General features: G+C 68.0%; 20 protein-coding genes and 1 tRNA gene. 11 read left to right on the forward strand and 10 right to left on the reverse strand.

The genetic code is table 11. From position 1 onward, the window contains the following. Positions 1-11: 11 nt before the first annotated feature. The 3 genes from ACGLHS_RS22515 (at position 12) to ACGLHS_RS22525 (ending at position 1,571) form a co-directional block, all read left to right on the forward strand. A complete protein-coding gene (locus tag ACGLHS_RS22515; protein ID WP_394483359.1) occupies positions 12-473 on the forward strand; it encodes an RrF2 family transcriptional regulator in 462 nt (153 codons plus the stop codon). Continuing rightward, positions 463-1,371 carry an NAD(P)/FAD-dependent oxidoreductase gene (locus ACGLHS_RS22520; RefSeq protein ID WP_394483361.1) on the forward strand — a complete coding sequence of 303 codons (909 nt, stop codon included), beginning with the start codon at positions 463-465 and terminating at the stop codon, positions 1,369-1,371. Before ACGLHS_RS22515 ends, ACGLHS_RS22520 begins: the two co-directional genes overlap by 11 nt. A gap of 124 nt (positions 1,372-1,495) precedes the next feature. Then, positions 1,496-1,571: transfer RNA gene (locus ACGLHS_RS22525), tRNA-Gly, on the forward strand. 71 nt (positions 1,572-1,642) lie between these two features. Here ACGLHS_RS22525 and ACGLHS_RS22530 read toward each other — a convergent pair. From ACGLHS_RS22530 to ACGLHS_RS22565, 8 genes are all read right to left on the reverse strand, one after another. Further along, the gene (locus ACGLHS_RS22530) at positions 1,643-2,683 is read right to left on the reverse strand and encodes an RNA ligase (ATP) (RefSeq protein ID WP_394483363.1); all 1,041 of its coding nucleotides are present in this window, start codon (positions 2,681-2,683) and stop codon (positions 1,643-1,645) included. 367 nt (positions 2,684-3,050) lie between these two features. Then, on the reverse strand, positions 3,051-4,376 hold the full coding sequence (gene fahA, locus ACGLHS_RS22535) for a fumarylacetoacetase (protein ID WP_394483365.1): 1,326 nt from the start codon (positions 4,374-4,376) through the stop codon (positions 3,051-3,053). Between the two features lie 52 nt (positions 4,377-4,428). After that, a complete protein-coding gene (locus ACGLHS_RS22540) occupies positions 4,429-5,235 on the reverse strand; it encodes a cyclase family protein (RefSeq protein WP_093241999.1) in 807 nt (268 codons plus the stop codon). A gap of 43 nt (positions 5,236-5,278) precedes the next feature. Then, entirely contained in the window at positions 5,279-6,070 is a 792-nt protein-coding gene (locus ACGLHS_RS22545) for an ABC transporter permease (protein ID WP_394483367.1), read from the reverse strand. After that, positions 6,067-6,837: an ABC transporter permease gene (locus tag ACGLHS_RS22550; RefSeq protein ID WP_394483369.1), complete on the reverse strand. Its 771-nt coding sequence runs from the start codon at positions 6,835-6,837 to the stop codon at positions 6,067-6,069. Before ACGLHS_RS22550 ends, ACGLHS_RS22545 begins: the two co-directional genes overlap by 4 nt. Then, the gene (locus tag ACGLHS_RS22555; RefSeq protein ID WP_394483371.1) at positions 6,830-7,687 is read right to left on the reverse strand and encodes an ABC transporter ATP-binding protein; all 858 of its coding nucleotides are present in this window, start codon (positions 7,685-7,687) and stop codon (positions 6,830-6,832) included. The genes ACGLHS_RS22550 and ACGLHS_RS22555 overlap by 8 nt, the downstream gene beginning before the upstream one ends. Then, on the reverse strand, positions 7,684-8,631 hold the full coding sequence (locus ACGLHS_RS22560) for an ABC transporter substrate-binding protein (protein WP_394483373.1): 948 nt from the start codon (positions 8,629-8,631) through the stop codon (positions 7,684-7,686). The genes ACGLHS_RS22555 and ACGLHS_RS22560 overlap by 4 nt, the downstream gene beginning before the upstream one ends. Next, positions 8,628-9,359, reverse strand: coding sequence for a TetR family transcriptional regulator (locus ACGLHS_RS22565; protein WP_394483375.1), 732 nt, complete (start codon positions 9,357-9,359; stop codon positions 8,628-8,630). Before ACGLHS_RS22565 ends, ACGLHS_RS22560 begins: the two co-directional genes overlap by 4 nt. A gap of 100 nt (positions 9,360-9,459) precedes the next feature. Here ACGLHS_RS22565 and ACGLHS_RS22570 point away from each other — a divergent pair, with 100 nt between their 5' ends. Together ACGLHS_RS22570 and ACGLHS_RS22575 are read left to right on the forward strand one after the other, a co-directional pair. Next, positions 9,460-11,454, forward strand: coding sequence for an acetoacetate--CoA ligase (locus ACGLHS_RS22570; RefSeq protein ID WP_394483377.1), 1,995 nt, complete (start codon positions 9,460-9,462; stop codon positions 11,452-11,454). An 8-nt stretch (positions 11,455-11,462) separates the two neighbouring features. Further along, complete coding sequence (locus ACGLHS_RS22575; RefSeq protein ID WP_256327345.1) at positions 11,463-11,912, forward strand: YbaY family lipoprotein; 450 nt, start codon at positions 11,463-11,465, stop codon at positions 11,910-11,912. 12 nt (positions 11,913-11,924) lie between these two features. Here ACGLHS_RS22575 and ACGLHS_RS22580 read toward each other — a convergent pair whose 3' ends face one another. Then, positions 11,925-13,883, reverse strand: a complete 1,959-nt coding sequence (locus ACGLHS_RS22580) for an adenylate/guanylate cyclase domain-containing protein (protein WP_093241979.1) — start codon at positions 13,881-13,883, stop codon at positions 11,925-11,927. Between the two features lie 359 nt (positions 13,884-14,242). Here ACGLHS_RS22580 and ACGLHS_RS22585 point away from each other — a divergent pair, with 359 nt between their 5' ends. Genes ACGLHS_RS22585 through ACGLHS_RS22610 form a run of 6 tightly spaced genes read left to right on the forward strand, consistent with a single transcriptional unit; the run spans position 14,243 to position 16,661 of the window. Continuing rightward, positions 14,243-14,470, forward strand: coding sequence for a hypothetical protein (locus ACGLHS_RS22585; RefSeq protein ID WP_093243385.1), 228 nt, complete (start codon positions 14,243-14,245; stop codon positions 14,468-14,470). 53 nt (positions 14,471-14,523) lie between these two features. Then, complete coding sequence (locus ACGLHS_RS22590) at positions 14,524-14,832, forward strand: hypothetical protein (RefSeq protein WP_394483380.1); 309 nt, start codon at positions 14,524-14,526, stop codon at positions 14,830-14,832. Between the two features lie 43 nt (positions 14,833-14,875). Continuing rightward, the gene (locus tag ACGLHS_RS22595; RefSeq protein WP_394483382.1) at positions 14,876-15,085 is read left to right on the forward strand and encodes a hypothetical protein; all 210 of its coding nucleotides are present in this window, start codon (positions 14,876-14,878) and stop codon (positions 15,083-15,085) included. Positions 15,086-15,133: 48 nt separating this feature from the next. Then, positions 15,134-15,697 carry an RNA polymerase sigma factor gene (locus ACGLHS_RS22600; RefSeq protein WP_394483384.1) on the forward strand — a complete coding sequence of 188 codons (564 nt, stop codon included), beginning with the start codon at positions 15,134-15,136 and terminating at the stop codon, positions 15,695-15,697. Continuing rightward, entirely contained in the window at positions 15,694-16,140 is a 447-nt protein-coding gene (locus ACGLHS_RS22605) for a hypothetical protein (RefSeq protein ID WP_176801153.1), read from the forward strand. Before ACGLHS_RS22600 ends, ACGLHS_RS22605 begins: the two co-directional genes overlap by 4 nt. Beyond that, positions 16,137-16,661: a periplasmic heavy metal sensor gene (locus ACGLHS_RS22610; RefSeq protein ID WP_394483387.1), complete on the forward strand. Its 525-nt coding sequence runs from the start codon at positions 16,137-16,139 to the stop codon at positions 16,659-16,661. Before ACGLHS_RS22605 ends, ACGLHS_RS22610 begins: the two co-directional genes overlap by 4 nt. A 66-nt stretch (positions 16,662-16,727) precedes the next feature. Here ACGLHS_RS22610 and ACGLHS_RS22615 read toward each other — a convergent pair whose 3' ends face one another. Beyond that, positions 16,728-17,438 (reverse strand): 2OG-Fe(II) oxygenase, encoded by a 711-nt coding sequence (locus ACGLHS_RS22615; RefSeq protein WP_394483389.1) that lies wholly within the window; start codon positions 17,436-17,438, stop codon positions 16,728-16,730. Positions 17,439-17,570 lie beyond the last annotated feature (132 nt).

Consider the following 17,570-nt stretch of genomic DNA (forward strand, 5'->3'; position numbering starts at 1 on the left):
CATAATGTTGCATGAAACGAGACAGCAAGCTTTCAGCCGTTCTCCACGTGCTGCTGCACATGGCCGAGATGGATGGCCCCGTCACTTCCGAAACACTGGCCAAGGCAATGCACACGAACCCCGTCGTCGTGCGCCGGGTCATGGCCGGCCTGCGGCAGGCCGGGTTCGTGAGTTCGGCCAAGGGCCACGGCGGCGGCTGGGTGCTGTCGTGCACCTTGTCCCGCGTGACGCTGGGCGACATCCACAACGCGGTCGGCGCGCCTGCGCTGCTGGCCATGGGCAACCGCACCGAAAACCCGGGGTGTGTGGTCGAGCAGGCCGTGAACGCGGCGCTCGACGGCGTCTGCGACGAGGCCGAGGCCCTGCTGCTCAAGCGCTTCAACAGCATCACGCTGGCCGATCTTTCCAAAGACTTTCATCGCCGCATGACGGGCGGCGGCCTCACCTTGAAGGACATTGAACATGCGCTATGACGCTCTTGTCGTGGGCGGCAGCTTTGCCGGCCTTTCCGCTGCGATGCAACTCGCCCGCGCGCGCAAGAAGGTGTGCGTGGTGGACGCCGGCGCGCCGCGCAACCGCTTCACCGCGCAGTCGCACGGCTTCTTCGGGCAGGACGGCGTGCCGCCGCTGCAGATGATTGCCCAGGCGCGCGCCAAGGTGCTGGCCTATCCGTCCGTCACTTTCGTCGAGGGCAGCGTCGTTGCCGCGAAGGCCGACGCCGCGGGCGGCTTCACGGTGTCGCTGCAGGGCCGCGACGCGCCGCTGTCGGCCGACCGCCTGTTGCTGGCCTTCGGCGTGCAGGACGGCCTGCCCGACATCGACGGTGTGCGCGAGCGCTGGGGCACGAGCGTGCTGCACTGTCCCTATTGCCACGGCTACGAGTTCAGCGACCGGCGACTGGGCGTGCTCTTCGCCGCCCCGATGCCGCCCGACCATGCGCTGCTCATCGCCGAATGGGGGCCGACCACGCTCTTCCTGAATGGCAACGCCGATGCAATCGACGGCGAGACGCGCCAGAAGCTGCAGTCGCGCGGCGTGACCATCGAGCCGGGGCGCGTGGTCGGTCTCGAAGGTTCGGCGCCCGATCTTGCGGGTGTGCGCATCGACGACGGCCGGCTGCTGCCCATCGACGCGCTGTATGTGGCGCCGCAGCCGCGCATGGGCAGCCCGCTCGCGGAGCAGCTCGGTTGCGCAATCGACGACGGCCCCTTCGGCCCGATGGTCCGCACCGATGCGTTCAAGGCGACCACGGTGCCGGGCGTGTACGCCGCGGGCGACATCGCGATGCCGTTCCAGAACGCCACGCGCGCGTCTTCCGACGGCGTGCTCGCGGGCGTGGCGGTGCATCGTTCGCTGGTGTTCGGCGCCTGATTTCCAGAGGGCAAGATCGAGCCCACGTGCCCTCAAGACGGGCAGGACATCGCCACAAAACGCCTTTGATGTGCGGGGTCGGAAAAATGAGCCAAAAATTCCCCTATAATTCGAGGCTTGTCACGCGGGAATAGCTCAGTTGGTAGAGCGCAACCTTGCCAAGGTTGAGGTCGAGAGTTCGAGACTCTTTTCCCGCTCCAAATCGCATGAAAAAGGCCACCTCACCGGTGGCCTTTTTCTTTGGGCGCCTTGCACGCCCATGGCGCATGGCTCAACGGTCCGAATGCTTCAGCAGGTAGCTGTTCGAGATCGCCTTGAAAGACAACCCGCCGTCCAGCCGCTTGAACACCAGGCCTTCGCGGGCGCAGGCCGGGTTGAGCGACGGCCCCTCGGCGAACGCCAGCACCTCGGCCATCGATCCGCCGAAGCGATCAAGCGTGGTCACTTCGAGCAGCGGAACGGTGCGAACCGTTGCGCCCAGCTCGCGCAGGAGGTCGAGGAGGGCACTGCGCTCTTCCATGCCGCAGTAGCGGCTCCGGTCGATGTCGAACACGTCGAAGACGTGGAACGCCTGGCCGCGCAGCTTTTCCGGGTTGCCCTGGATGCCCTCGCCAATGATCTCGCCCTGCAGCGCCACGTTGCGACCCAGCGTCGCCAAGGCTTCGAGCAGGCGGTCTTGCCGCGCCACGCGCCACAGGCTGTTGCCGGCCGTTTCGCGAAGCTGCCAGTTGCGGCCGCAGACCCCGAGCGCGCCTGCGTTGTGGAACACGGTCATGCTCGATCCATCGAGCTTGACCGTGACTTCGAACGCGTGCCCGCCATCGGCGGCAAGAACCTCGGGCAGGTTCTGGATCCGTTCCTGGTCGGTCTTGGCGATGAAGGACGGGAATGCGCCTTCCACCTCGCCCGACAGGCAGGCGGGGATCACGGGCTCCCATTTCTCGACGCCGAAAAGCGCGGCCCAATCACGTTGACGCAGCGCCGGATCGGCCAGTGCCAGCGCGTCGATCTCGGCGAACTGCGACAGCGGCAGGATCAGTCCTTGCGAGATCTGGCCGCGCAGCTTCATCGTGCGAAGCCGCATGCCGCGTCGCTCGTTCCAGGTGATCGCGGACTTCTCCAGAAAGGCGAAGCGTGGATCGTCGAGCGGCAGGAATGCGTCGATCTCGAAGAAGAGGCCCCGGTCGCCGACGGCGAACTCGCCCTTCTTGATGACGACGGTCCAGCCTTCGACAACCGCGCATTCGATCGCATCGGCGCCGGGGATCGGGCGGATGGTGTCGACAGTGCGGACGGTGGCAAGTTTGCGCATGGTTGTTTTCTCCCTGTGGTGATGAATGATGGTGACGAAAAATGAAAAGAGGCCCGGAACCATTAGGTTGCCGGGCCTCTGAAGAAAGAGAGTCGAAGAGGTGTGCGCGCTACGCGCCGCCTCCGCCCGGTATGGCGTGATGGTCCTGCTGATTGATCGCGCCCTGATAGGCCGCGCCGCGCGCGAACGCTCTGCCCGATGTGGGGCAGGCGTTGTGGGCGATGGCGATGACCGGCGTGGGGTTCACGATGAAGACGGCAGGTGTGGGTGAATGGGTGTCGAATCTGTGTGGACAGATTCGCGAAGGAGTCGGACTGTAAATAGTGTTTACGGCGGCGTCAACCGCCTGTGTGGTTTTGCGGCTGCGTCAGCCCTTCGCCGCCAACACCGTCCCCCGGCTTTCCCCGAACCCGATGCGCGCATGTCCGGGTTTTTCGCACCAGCCGCGCAACAGCACGGCGTCGCCGTCTTCCAGAAATCCGCGCTGCTCGCCGTTCGCCAACGCGACGGGGGTCTGCCCCGCGCGCGTCAGCTCGATGATCGCGCCGGCTTCACCGGGCCCCGGGCCCGAGATCGTGCCGCTGCCGAACAGGTCGCCCGCGTTCAGCTTGCAGCCGCCCATGGTGTGGTGCGTCACCATCTGCGCCACGCTCCAGTACTGGTGCCTGAAGCTGGTGCCCGACAGGCGCGAAGGGCCGCTCTTGTCCTGCCGCGCCTTCTCGCTTTCGAGCCAGACTTCGAGCCGGATGTCGATCGCGCCGCTCTCGCGGTTTTCAGCGTTCTCCAGATAGGCCAGCGGCTGGGGCTCATCGGCCGGCCGGGTCCAGGCCTGGCGATAGGGCGCGAGCGCTTCCATCGTCACGATCCACGGCGAGATCGTGGTCGCGAAGTTCTTCGCAAGGAAGGGCCCGAGCGGCGCCATCTCCCAGAACTGGATGTCGCGCGCCGACCAGTCGTTGAGCAGGCAGATGCCGAAGATGTGTTCCTCCGCGCGTTCGAGCGGAATCGGCTCGCCGGCCGCATTGCCTTCGCCGATCCACACGCCGAGTTCGAGCTCGTAGTCGAGCCGCGCGCAGGCGTGGTACGTGGGCGCCTTGGCGCCGGGCGCCATCGTCTGCCCCATCGGCCGGTGAAAGCGCTGCCCGCTCACGCCGATGGTCGACACGCGCCCGTGGTACGCGGTCGGAATCCAGCGGAAGTTCGGCGTCACGTCGCCTTCTGGGTTGAACAGCCGCGTGATGTTCAGTGCATGGTCGATCGACGTGTAGAAGTCGGTGTAGTCGCCGATGCGCGCGGGCACGGTGTATTCGACCTCGGCCTGCGACACGAGGCATCGGCTGCGCAGGTCGTGCACCGCGGCCGCCGGTGCGTCGCTTCGCAGCAGCGCGAAGACCGCGTGGCGCAGCGCCTGCCATGCGGGCGCACCGAGCGCGAAGAAGTCGTTCAGCGCCGGCTGCGCGGCCGCGCGCGCCGCATCGAGTGCGAGCCCGTCGACATGCGCGCTCGTGGCCAGCCCCGCCAGGTCGAGCACCTGGTCGCCGATGGCCACGCCGCCGCGAAACGGCTCGGGGCTGCCGACGCGGCGGAACATCGCATAGGGCAGGTTCTGGATCGGAAAGTCGGTGCCTGCGGCGTTGGCCGATTCGACCCAGCTGCGGGCGCTGGCGTCGTGCGTGTGGTTGAGCGCGATCATGGGCGGTGTCTTTCGCTGTTCGATTCGTTCATTCGTTCGTGTGTTCGTGCGTTCAGACCGACGCCATCAGCGCGTCGTCGAAGATCGCGACCGCGCGCGTCCAGCCCGCCGATGCGCCGCGGATCTTGTGCGGAAAGCAGCTGATGAAGAAGCCCGTGGGCGGCAGCACTTCGAGGTTGTGCAGCTTCTCGATGTGGCAGTAGCCGATGTCGCGGCCGGCCTTGTGGCCCTCCCAGATCAGCGAGGCATCGTGCGTCTCGCCGTACTTCTTCGCGGTGTGCACGAAGGGCGCGTCCCAGCTCCACGCGTCGGTGCCGGTGAGGCGCACGCCGCGCTCCAGCAGGTACATGGTGGCTTCGTAGCCCATGCCGGCACCGGCCGATACGTAGTCGGGGTTGCCATAGCGCGAGCCGGCACGCGTGTTGACCACCACGATTTCCAATGGGCTCAGCGTGTGGCCGATGCGCTTGAGTTCAGCCTCGACGTCGTCGGCCGTGACCACGTAGCCGTCGGCGAAGTGGCGAAAGTCGAGCTTCACGCCCGGCTGGAAGCACCATTCGAGCGGCACGTCGTGGATGGCGATGGCGGGCTTCTTCTCGCCCAGCGCCTTGTCCATGGTCGAGTGGAAGTGATAGGGCGCATCGAGGTGCGTGCCGTTGTGCGTCGACAACTGCACCAGCTCCACCGCCCAGCCTTCGCCATCGGGCAGGTCTTCTTTCTTCAGGCCCGGAAAGAAGGGCTCGATCTGCTCGTAGGTCTGCTCGTGCGTGAAGTACTGGATCTTCGGCGCGAAGGCGGGCGGGTCGGACAGCACATCGTTTTCGAGAAAGATCGAGAGGTCGACGAACTTGCGTGGCATGGCGGGGCTCCTTGTGGGGTGTGTGGTTGTCGGTGTGAAGGAATCAGGGGTGCTGCCAGCGCAGCAGCCGCTTTTCTGCAAAGGCCAGCAGTGCATTGCTCGCGAAGCCGATGAGCCCGAGCAGCACGATGCCGGCAAAGAGATCGCTGGCGCGGAAGGCGCGCGCCGCCAGCAGGATGGCCTGCCCCAGCCCGTTCTGCGAGGCGATCATTTCGCCCACCACCGCGACGATCAGCGCAATGGTCAGCGCGAGCCGCATGCCGGCCAGGATGTCGGGCATGGCATTGGGCAGGCCCATCTTCCAGATGTACGCGGCGCGCGACATCTGCAGGCAGCGCGCCACTTCGGACAGGCGCGGCTCCACCGCCGCGAAGCCGTGCACCGTGGCCAGCAGCACCGGCCACATCGCGCCGAAGGCCACCACGAACAGCACCATGCCAGGGTTCAGGCCGAAGATCGAAATGGCGAGCGGCAGCAGCGCCGACGCAGGCAACGGGCGAATGAACTCGAGCGTGGGTTGCACCCACGCGCGCACCGCCGGCGACACGCCGATGGCCGCGCCCAGCACCACGCCGAACAGCGAAGCCAGCAGCCAGCCCTCGACCATGCGGCCCACCGTTGCCTGCGTGAAGGCGAGCAGTTCGCCGTTGCCAGAATCGCCAGCAAGGTTGAGCCCTTCGAGCAGGCTCGCGAAGGTGGCTTGCGGCGTCGGCAGGAACACGCGGCTGACCCACCCGGCATTGCTCGCAACCCACCAGAGCGCAACCAGCGTGCACAGCACGGCGAACGAGCCGAGCCAGTGGATGCCGAAGCGGCTGCGGTCGTTGCCGTTCATGACAACACCCCCATGCGCCGCGCGACCACGCGCTGCAAAAGCAGCATGCCCGCGTTGACCGCGAAGCCCACCACGCCGATCCAGCCCAGCCACGCGAGCATCAGCGCGGGGTCGAAGCTCTGCTGCGCAATCATCATCGCGTAGCCCATGCCGTTGGGGTTGGCCGCGATCTCCACCGTGACCGCGACCACCAGCGCCACCGCCACGCCAAGCCGCAGCGCGACGAACAGGCGCGGCACGATGGCCGGCAGCACGATCTTGAAGGCCCGCTCGCGTGCCGACAGGCCGAGCACGCGGCTCACTTCGAGCAAGCGGGGCTCGATCTGCTGCACGGCCGATTGCACCAGCACCAGCAGCGGCCAGAAGGTGGCGAAGGCGACGATGGCCAGTTCCATGCGCACGCCGAAACCGAAGCCGAGCATCGCCAGCGGAATCAATGCAACAGAGGGCACGGGCCGCAGCACCTCGATCGACATCGCGCCGAGTTGCGCCGCGCGGCGCGAGAGGCCGAGCAGCAACCCCAGCGCAATGCCGAGTACCGCACCCAGCAGCAGGCCGAGCGCAGCCGTGCCAAGCGTGAAGCCTGTTGCCTGCCACAGCGAGCCGTCGAGCGCCGCACCGGCAAAGGCCTTGACGGCAGCGCTCGGCGGCGCGATCGCATCGCTGCCCAATGCGGCCGCACGCCGCGCGTACCACTCGAAGGCACCGACCAGCAGGGCAGGGAACACCCACGGCCGCAGCCAGCGCAGGAGGCGGTTGTCAGTCATGGCCTTGCTCGATGAAGGCGAACAGCTCGCGCCGCAACTGCAGGTATTCCGGATGCTCCTTCGTCGTGAGCTGGTCGCGCGGGCGCGGGATCTTCACGTCGATCATTCGCGCGAGGCTGGGCCGGCCCGGCCCGGGGTTGGCCTGCAGCGCGATCACGCGGTCGCCCAGGTAGATGGCCTCTTCCAGGTCGTGCGTGACGAACAGCACCGTGAGCCCGTCGTCGCGCACCAGCCGCGCCAGCTCGTCCTGCAGGCTCTGGCGCGTGAGCGCATCGAGCGCGCCGAAGGGCTCGTCCATCATCATCAGCTCGGGCTTCTGCGCGAGGCAGCGGGCGATCTGCGCGCGCTGCTGCATGCCACCCGACAGCTGCACCGGAAACTTGTGCGCGTGCTTCGCAAGGCCCACCTTGCCCAGCACATCGGCAATGCGCGGCGCGCGTTCGGCCACGGGCACGCCGGCGGCTTCGAGCGCCAGGCTCACGTTGCCTTCCACCGTGCGCCACGGCAGCAGCGCGCGGCCGTAGTCCTGGAACACGAAGGCGACTTCGCGCGAAGGCTCGGTCATCTTCACGCCGTTGCGCCGCACCTCGCCGGCGCTGGCCGTGACGAGGCCGCTGGCCGCGCGCAGCAGCGTGGTCTTGCCGCAGCCGCTGGGGCCGACGATGCAGACGAACTCGCCGCGCGCCACGTCGAAGGAAGTGGGCGACAGGATCTCGCGGCCGCCCAGGCGGATGGTCACGCCGTCGAAGCGCAGGAAGGGTGTGGCTTGCATCGTGGGACTTGTCGGCGAACGCGCAACGCTTGCGGAAAGCGCGGCGCGCGCGGTGATCGGGGCGGGAGCTGAAATCACTTGGCGATCAGCTTCGCAACGTCGATGGAGGTCTTGAGCATGTCCTGCTCCTTCATCAGCCCGGTCCAGTAGCCCAGCTGCTTGTCGGTGACGACCGGGCCGGGCGGCGAGACCTGCACCTTGGCCAGCACTTCGGGCGGCAGCTTGATGTACTTGCCGATGCTTGCGCGCACCTTCGCGTCGTTCTTCGGCTGCTGCATGAAGGCGGCCGATTCGACCAGCGCCTCACGGAAGGCGCGTGCGGTCGCCGGGTTCTTCGCGACCCACTCGCGCTTGGCCGCATGCACGATGGTCTGGTTGTTCTCGGGCAGGAAGGTCGAGTAGTACGAGGCCACATAGCCCGCGCCGCTCTCGGTGATGCGGCTCATGAACGGGTCGGCCGACACCACCGCATCGACCGAACCGCCGCGCAGCAGGTCGGCATGCTGCGGGAATGCGGCCTCGACGAAGTTGACCTTGCGGTAGTCCACGCCGCTGTCTTTCAGCCACGCGCGAAAGGTCACGTGCAGGAAGGCGCCCAGGCCCGGCACGCCGATCTTCTTGCCGACGCAGTCCTGTGCGCTCTTGATGCCAGAGCCCGCACGCGCCACGAGGCCGAAGCCGGTGATCGTCTTCGAGGTGAGGCCGCCGCCGGCCACCAGCACCAGGTCGAGCCCGCCGTCGACCGCCTGCAGGAAGACCGAAGGCGTGGGCCCGCCGATCTGCAGCGAGTCGGACTGCAGCGCCGCGGGAATGGTGGAGTTGAGCGGAATGAACTTGAGCTCGACGTCGAGGTTGCGCTTCTTGAAGTAGCCCTCTTCGGCCGCCACGAAGACAGAGGCGAAGTCGGTCACCGCCGTGTAGCCGAACACGATCTTCGGGTTGGACGGCTGCGCGCGCGAGGGCAGTGCGGCGCCGGCCGATGCGGCCGCGAGCACCGACAGCAGGGTGCGTCTTTTCATCATGGCTTTTGTCTCCTGGGGGTGGTTTTGTTCGCGCGTGGGGTCTTGGGCCGTGGCAGCGCGGCGCGCAGGCCGCCGACGATGAAGTTCACCAGCATCGGCGCCACGGCGGGGTCGCCGGGCGTGTTCTCGCCGCGCGACAGGCGCGCGATGCGACTGCTGTTCAGGTGGTTCATCAGCACGCCGAGCGCGAACTGGTAGCCCCAGGCGACCTCGCCGCGCGTGGCATGCGGCAGCACGACGTGCAGCGCATCGATGTAGGCCTCGGCCAGCGGATCGAAATAGGCGCGCAGCACGCGGTCGGCCTCTTCGGTGGTGTTGGCGAGTTCGCGCGCCACCAGAAGCGCGTAGTACTCGCCCTCGGAACTCGCGCGCAGCGCCAGCACGGGCGCGATGAAGGCGTCGATGATGTGCTGCAGCGTGCGCGGGTCGTCGGGGTCGATGTCCACCGCGGCCAGGCCCGCGAGCCGCGCGTCGATCGAGTGGGACCAGTGTTCGAAGATCGCGTGAAACAGCTCGTGCTTCTGGCCGTAGTAGTAGCCCACCAGCGCCAGCGGCACGCCGGCTTCTTCGGCGATCTGGCGGATCGTCACCGCGTGGTAGCCGTGCTGTGCGAAGAGCTTCTCGGCCGCCAGCAGGATGGCCTGCTTGCGGTCGGGCCGTGCGGCCTCGGCGGTGATGGCCGCGGCGCGGGAGGCGGCGCGTTTGACGGTCGGCGTGCGGACGTTCATGGGGGCGTATTGAACGCTTGTACAAAATTATTGAACACACGTACAAACCCTGAGGTCAACCCCGATTGAGCACGGTCGTTCGCAGCGCTACGCTCGGTGCATGTCCGCCCCCAACATCCCCCAGATCCGCCTCTATCAAAACTGGCTGCGCGACACGCGCGGCCTCTCGTTCGACAGCTACGACGCCATGTGGCGCTGGTCGGTCACCGAGCTCGATGCCTTCTGGCAGAGCATCTGGGACTACGCCGGCCTGCGCTCGCCCACGCCGCACACCGCCGTGCTCGCACAGCCGCGCATGCCCACCGCACGCTGGTTCCCCGGTGCCCAGGTCAACTACGCGCGCGAAGTGCTGCGCCACGCCGACGCGGCCCACGCCGCCGGCATGCCGGCCATCGTGAGCGACAATGAACTCGGCGAAGTGCGCGAGCTGTCGTGGCCCGAGCTGCGCCGCCAGGTGGCCGCCGTGGCGCTCACGCTCAAGTCGCTCGGCGTGCAGCGCGGCGACCGCGTTGCGGCCTACATGCCGAACGTGCCCGAGACCATGGTGGCCTTTCTCGCGTGCTCCAGCATCGGCGCGATCTGGAGCGTGTGCGCGCCCGACATGGGCACCGCCGCCGTCACCGACCGCTTTCGCCAGATCGAGCCCAAGGTGCTGATCGCCGTCGACGGCGTGCACTACGGCGGCAAGCCGCTCGACCGCAGCGCGGTGCTGCAGGAGCTGCGCGGCCAGCTGCCCAGCGTGCAGAAGCTGCTGCTCGTGAAGTCGCCGTTCGCCGCGAGCGCGGTGCCGCACGATGTCGAGTGGACCCAGGCCATCGCACGCAACGACGCGCAGGTGGCCGCCTTCGAGCCCGAGTGGCTGCCCTTCGACCACCCGATCTGGATCGTCTATTCGAGCGGCACCACCGGCCTGCCCAAGCCCATCGTGCACGGGCAGGGCGGCATCATCCTCACCATGCATGCCTGCGGCCTGCACAACGACGTGGGCGCAAGCTATGGCGCCAACAACTTCGGCGAGCGCTACCACTGGTACAGCTCCACCGGCTGGGTGATGTGGAACTCGCAGCTCTCGGGCCTGGCCTTCGGCGCCACCATCTGCATTTATGACGGCAACCCGGCGGGCAGCAAGGAGAAGCCCGACTGGAGCGTGCTGTGGCGTTTCGTCGCGCGGCACAAGGTCACCTTCTTCGGCGCTGGGGCGGCCTACTTCACCAACTGCATGAAGGCGGGCCTTGTCGCGAAGGACTGCGGCGATCTCTCGCGCGTGCGCGCCCTCGGCAGCACCGGCTCGCCGCTGCCCGAAGAGGTGCAGCGCTGGGGCTCGAAGCAGATCCTCGATGCGGGCTCGAAGGAGGTGTGGTGGTGCAACATCTCCGGCGGCACCGACTTCTGCGGCGCCTTCGTCGGTGGCCATCGCGACCTGCCCGAAGTGCCCGGCCAGATGCAATGCCGCGAACTCGGCCATGCGGTCGAGGCCTGGAACGAACAGGGCCAGCCGGTCATTGGCGAGGTCGGCGAACTGGTGTGCACCAAGGCCATTCCGTCGATGCCGCTGTATTTCTGGGGCGATGAAGGCAACGCGCGCTACCTGTCGAGCTACTTCGACACCTACCCCGGCGTGTGGCGCCACGGCGACTGGATCAAGATCGGCGAAGACGGCGGCTGCATCATCTACGGCCGCAGCGACGCCACCATCAACCGCCAGGGCCTGCGCATGGGCACCAGCGAGATCTACAGCGCGGTCGAGGGCCTGCCCGAAGTGCTCGACTCAATGGTGGTCGATCTCGAATACCTGGGCCGCGACAGCTACATGCCGTTGTTCGTCGTGCTGCGCCCCGGCGTGACGCTCGACGACGCGATGCGCGCGCGGCTGAACAACGCGATCAAGACCTCGCTGTCGCCGCGCTTCGTGCCCAACGACATCTTCCAGGTGGCCGAGATCCCGCGCACGCTCTCGGGCAAGAAGCAGGAGCTGCCAATCAAGAAGCTGCTGCTGGGCCAGCCGATCGAGAAGGTGGTCAACCGCGAGGCCATGGCAAACCCCGGAAGCCTGGATTGGTATGTGGCTTTCGCCGCGCAGCGTGCCTCCGCATAATGGGGCGCATGAAAAGACGTACCAGCCTCCTGATGCTTTCCGCCGTTGCCGGCGCCTCCTTGTTGAGCGCCTGCGCATCGCCGTCGTCCACGCCGGCCCCATCGGCTGGCGCCGCGCCACTGCGCGTGACCGGCACGGTGGCCTACCGCGAGCGCATCGCGCTCGATCCTTCGGCCGAGGTCGTGGTGCAACTGCTCGACGTGTCGCGCATGGACGCACCGTCGGTGACCCTCGCCGAGCAACGCTTCAAGGCCAACGGCAAGCAGCCGCCCCTGGCCTACGAGCTGACCGTGGACCCCGCGCGCATCGATCCGCGCATGCGCTATGCGGTGTCGGCGCGCATCTCGCGTGGCGACCAACTGCTGTTCATCAACGACACGCAGTACTCGGTGCTCACGCAGGGCAACGGCACCACCGCCAACCTGATGCTGGTGCGCGTGACCCAGGCGCCGCGCTGATCGCGCGAGCGGCTATGAAGTTTGCAGCTCGTAGAGCACCATGCGCGTCTGCCGGCCGCGCAGTTCGACCAGCTCTTCGATGCGCCGCGTGCACAACCGGCCCTTCAGCCCCTCGAAGGTGACCTCCGACATCAGCATCTGCGTGCCCAGCTGCTTGTTGATGCCTTCGATGCGGCTGGCCACGTTGACCACGTCGCCGAACGCCGTGTAAGACAGCCGGTCGTTCGAGCCCAGGATCCCCGCGATCACCACGCCCGTGTGCATGCCGATGCGCGTGCGGAACTCGGGCAGGCCATCGGTGCGCCACTTGCGGTTGAGCTCGCTCATGCCCACGTGCAGTTCGAGCGCGGCAAGGCAGGCCTTGTACTCCGCGTCCTTCAGGTCCGCGGGCGCGCCCCACAGCACCATGATGCCGTCGCCGATGAACTTGTCGATCACGCCGCCGTGCCGCGTGAACACGCCCGCCGCCAGGTTGAAGTACTCGGTGAGCATGCCGACCAGCACGTCGGTGTCGAGCGACTCCGAGATCGAGGTGAAGCCCTCCACGTCGGTGAACATCACCGTCACGCGGCGCGGCGATCCGCTCGGCGCGAGCGCGTGCCCCTCGTCGATCAGCTGGTTGATCACGTCCACCGGCACGAACTTGCTGAAGGCCTTGAGGCTGCGCGCGGAATCGTCGAGCGCCTGGTCCAGGTGCTGGATCTCCAGCACGCGGCTGGGTTCGCGCGGCAGGTTGTCCAGCTCCAGCATGCCGATGCGGCGTGCGATGTGCGAGAGGTTCTCCACCGGCGACGTCACCAGCTTCGACAGCTTCAGCGACAGGAACAGCGCCAGCGCCAGGAACGCCAGCGCCAGCAGCAGCGACCACAGCACCGCGCGCCGCAGGCCGCCCAGCAGCATGTCTTCGGGCACCCAGCTCACCAGCTGCCAGCCGGTGGCGGGTATCCGCGAGGTCTGCACCAGGTAGTGCCGCCCGTCGTAGGAAAAGGCGAAGTCCGTGTCGGCGCCGGTGCCCGCCGTGCCTGCGGCCACCATGTGGTCGTGCAGCGCGCCGAGCACGCCCGTCGGCGCCTCCAGTCGATGCAGGACGCCGGGCATGTCGCTGCGCGCGAGCACCTGGAAGTCGGCGCTCAAGAGGGCGCTGTCGCCGGAGCCGTCGCTGCTGAAGAGCCGCACGAACTCCGACAGCCGGCCCAGCGACACGTCGCCGGCCACCACCAGCGCCTGCGAGCTGCCGCCGGCGTAGCTGCGGCGGCTGGGCTGCGCGTAGGTCACCCCCAGCTCCTGCGCGGCGGCGAACACGTAGGGCTTGGTCCACACCGGGCCCAGTGCCGCGCCGGCCTGCACGAACCAGCCGCGCTTCGTCGGGTCGTAGTTGCTGCGGTAGGCCTCGATGCGCTGCGTGGCGTAGCGGCTCTGCGCGTCGGCCTCGGCCTCCAGCGGCAGCTTGTAGTGCCAGGTCTCGGTCGTGAAATCGGGGCCGCGCGCGATGTGCCGCATGGCGGGGGTGGGGTAGCGCAGGGCCATCAGCATCTGGCCCGCGTCGTTGGCCACGTAGATGCTGTCGAGCTCGGGTGACTGCTCCAGCAGCGTCCACAGGAGCTCCGATGTCTTGTCGACCTGCTCGCCCGCGGGTTGCAGGCTGGGCGCGCTGGCCACCGCATCGACGACCGATTCGGCCTTTTTGAGGAAGGCCAGCACCTTGTCCTCGGTGCGGTCGTGGTTGGCCTTGTGCGCCGAGACCCCGATGCGCGACACCAGCCGCTGCGAGCCCCAATAGCCCAGCGAGACCAGCATCAGCGACTGGGCCAGGGCCACGGCACTGACGATGGTGCCCACGTCCACCCTGAAGCGGCGAGATCGCCCCGGCGGCACGGCCAGCGCCGCGATGGGTGACGAGGCCCCCGCGGCGGCAAATTCAAACGGCGGCTCTCCCGCCACACCCGGATTTCCGGACGAGTTGATGTTCATACAGCTCCCTGACGACCACTCGAACGCACCCGCTGCGGTACGGCCGCGGGTCGACATCCGGTGGGCCCACGGCCCCGATCGTTGGTGTCGGGGATCCTGGTGGGCGCCGGATGTGGGCGCGATTTTCGCTCGACTTCGGCTTTGTGTGCGGTATTGCACAGCCTGAAGGGGTTCCGGGCTTTTGCCGGGCACGCGGATGCGATGGGGTTGGCGCTCCTCCCGGCGCCTTGAGTTGCCGACGATCAGCACAGGCGTTCGGATCGGACTGCCCGAAAAAAATTTGCAGATCGAGCGACGGATTCCGGCGACTGGCCCCGTTCAAGCATTGCGCTGCTTCTGCGCTCCAAGGAGTTTTCCCGATGTTCCTCCGCTCGTCCCTTGTCGTCGCGACCGTCTCCGCGTTTGTATTGACCGGTTGCGTGGTCGCGCCCGCCACCATCCGCCCGGCCTACGTTGCGCCGGCCGGCGTGGCCTATGTCGCGCCGACCTACGCGATGCCTGCGCCCGGCTACGTGTGGCGCTACCACGTTCACTACGGCTGGGGCTGGCACCACCCGACCTACGGCTGGCATCGCGGGTGGTACTGATGGCCAGGCCGTCTTGTCTTGCGTTTGCTTCCCATGACCAACAGGGTTCATCCATGAAATCGAAAAGCCTTCTTCCGGCCCTCGGTGCCAGCCTGCTGGCCCTGATCGGCGTTCTTGCGACGGCGGTGCCCGCGCAGGCCCAGCCCGTCGTGGTCGTTCCGCCGCCCGTGGTCGTTGCCCGACCTGTCTACGTGGCGCCGCGCGTGGTGGTGGCCCGTCCCGTCTACGTCGCACCGGCGGGTGTGGTCTACGTCCGGCCGACCTATGCGATCCCGGGGCCTGGCTATGTGTGGCACTACCACGTCCACTATGGCTGGGGCTGGTATCACCCCCACTACGGTTGGCATCGCGGGTGGCGTTGATCCGGCGTGCTGTCGTGTTGTCTTCCTGTCGACGCAGACGCCCATGGACCCGAGATCCGTGATTCTTGTCATCGGCCTTGCCTGGCTGGCATCGGTCGGGCCGCTGCCCGTGCCGGTGTTCGCGCATCTCGCGCCCGGCATGGCCTTCCAACCGGTGCCGATCCTGCGCATCGCCATGGCCGGCCGCGTGCCGGTGCAGCGCGAGGCGAAGGCGGAGAATCCGCCGAACGGCCAACCGGGGCATCCGCCTTGAACCTGTTCGCCGCCCCGGAACGCCCCGATCTCCAACCGGTCTTGTCCAGTGGCTGATCCAGACTCACACGACCCCGACGAGGATCTGCTGCAGCGCCTCGGCCGCAACGAGCCGCAGGCGGCGCGCGAACTGGTGGCGCGCAAGCTGCCGCGCCTGCTGGCGCTGGCCCAGCGTCTGCTCGGGCGGCGTGGTGAAGCCGAGGAGGTCACGCAGGAGGCGTTTGTCCGCATCTGGAAGCAGGCCCCGAAATGGCGGCGCGGAGAAGCCCACTTCGACACCTGGCTGCACCGCGTCGTGCTCAATCTCTGTTATGACCGGCTGCGCGGAGGCGCGGCCCGTCACGAGCAGGCCGTGGATGCGCTGCCGGACCATGCCGATGCAGCCCCGACGCCGGAACAGCACTGGGGCCACGCCCAGCGCGACCAGCGTGTCGCATCCGCATTGGCGCGGCTGCCCGCCCGCCAGCGCGAAGCCATCGTGCTTCAGTACTACCAGGAACTGTCCCACGCGGACATCTCCGAGCTCATGTGCATTTCTATCGATGCGCTCGAGAGCCTGCTTGCGCGTGCGCGCCGCAACCTGCGCGCAGAACTGATGGAGACCCGACCATGACGCCCGAACGCTTTGAAGAACTCGCCGATGCCTGGGGGGCCGAGCTGCGCCGCTGGCCGGATGCCGAGCGTGCGGATGCGCAGGCGCTGCTCGAACGCGACGCCTCGGCCCGGACGATCCTGGCGCGCGCCGCGGAACTCGATGCGTTGCTGGACGCCAGCGCCGTCGCGTCTCCAAGCGCGGCTCTTATTCAGGCCGCGCTGGCCGGCGCGCCCGCCCACGGCGCGAAGCGCGGGCGCGTCGGGCGCTGGCTTGGCGAATGGTGGGGGGCTGGCGCGTGGGCCGCGGGCGTCGGCCTCGTGGGCACCGCCGCCGCCGGCGCGCTGGTGTTCGGCCTTGCCCTGTCGGCCATCGCGCCGCCAGGGCGCCCGACGGGAATGGACAGGGACTGGGCCGCCACGACTTTCGATGCCGGCAACACTGCAGACTGGAGCGACGAGTGAACGACGAACGACCCCAACGCGGGATCAACTGGACGCTGGTGTCCCTCCTGCTCAACGTATTCCTCGCCGGCGGCATCGCAAGCAGCGCCTGGTTCCTGTGGAGCGACCAGCACGCGCAGCACCATGACAGGCCGGCCGCGCAAGCCTCGGCGGACGGTGCCGCGCCGGCCAAGGCGCGGAGCCTGCCCGCCGCCGCAGATGGCCTGTCGTCCGCGCAGCGCCAGGCCTTCCGCAGCGGCCTGCGCGAACTGCTGCGCGACAACGCCGGGCTGACACGGTCCAGCCGCGAAGCCCGCCTGGAGGCCTCGCGCTTGTTGTCGGCGCCCGTGCCCAACCGTCCGGCAATCGATGCCGCGCTGGCGCGCACCCGTGCCGCCGACATCGAGTTCCGTGAACGGATCGAGGCCTACGTGACGGCCTATGCGGCCACGCTGCCCCCGGCCGACCGCGAGCGCTTTGCGCAGGCACTGCCCGCGCTGCAGGGGCCGTTCCACGTGAACGTTCCGCGCGCCAAGCCTTGATCGGGGCGTTGCGCGCAGTGGCCTTCACGGCTTGCGCGCACTGCTGTCTTCTGAAAAAAGCAGCGCTCAGCGCGCGTCGTGAAAGATGATGCCCAGCGTGTGCCGCCGCCCCGAGCGCACGCGGCTCACGCCGTGGCGCATCGTCACGCGGTAGGTGCCGCGCGTGCCCGTCACCGGCCGCTGGTTGACCGCGAAGATCACCGCCTCGCCCTGCGCGAGCGACACCACTTCCGCGCGCGACTGCATGCGCGGGCGCTGCTCGGTCAGCACGAACTCGCCGCCCGTGAAGTCTTCGCGCGGATCGCTCAGCAGCACGGTGAGCTGCAGCGGAAACTGCAGGTCGCCGTACAGGTCCTGGTGCAGGCAGTTGTAGTCGCCCTCGTCGTAGCGCAGCAGCAGCGGGGTGGGGCGCAACTGGCCCGCCGCGTGGCAGCGCGCGAGGTAGGTGGCGTGGTCCGCCGGGTAGTCGGCGGGCTGGCCCATCGCCGCGGCCCATGCGTTGGCCAGTGGTGCAAGGCGCTCGTACAGCGCGCTGCGCCACGCGGCGAGCGATGCCGGCAGCGGGTTCGCGAAGTACTGGTACTCGCCCTGGCCGAAGCCGTGGCGTTGCATGACCACGCGGCTGCGAAAGCGCGCGGGCTGGTCGTACATCGCGGCGAGCGCGACGCATTCCTTCGGCGTGAACAGCGGGCCGGTGGTGGCGCAACCGCGCGTGGCAAGCGCGGTCTCGATCTCGGGCCAGTCGAGGGCCTCGATGTGGGAAGCGGGGGTTGTCATGGCCGAAGTGTCTTGCCTCCGGCCGCGCGCCGCTCGCCGTTTTCGGACAAGGGTTTCCGAAGGACGCAGGGGGCGCCGCTCTTTTCCGCCGGGCGAAACGGCCATGTCCACACGAGTCGCCAACAGCCGTTT

The sequence above is a fragment of the Variovorax sp. VaC1 genome, from assembly GCF_043658315.1.
GTDB lineage: Bacteria > Pseudomonadota > Gammaproteobacteria > Burkholderiales > Burkholderiaceae_C > Variovorax.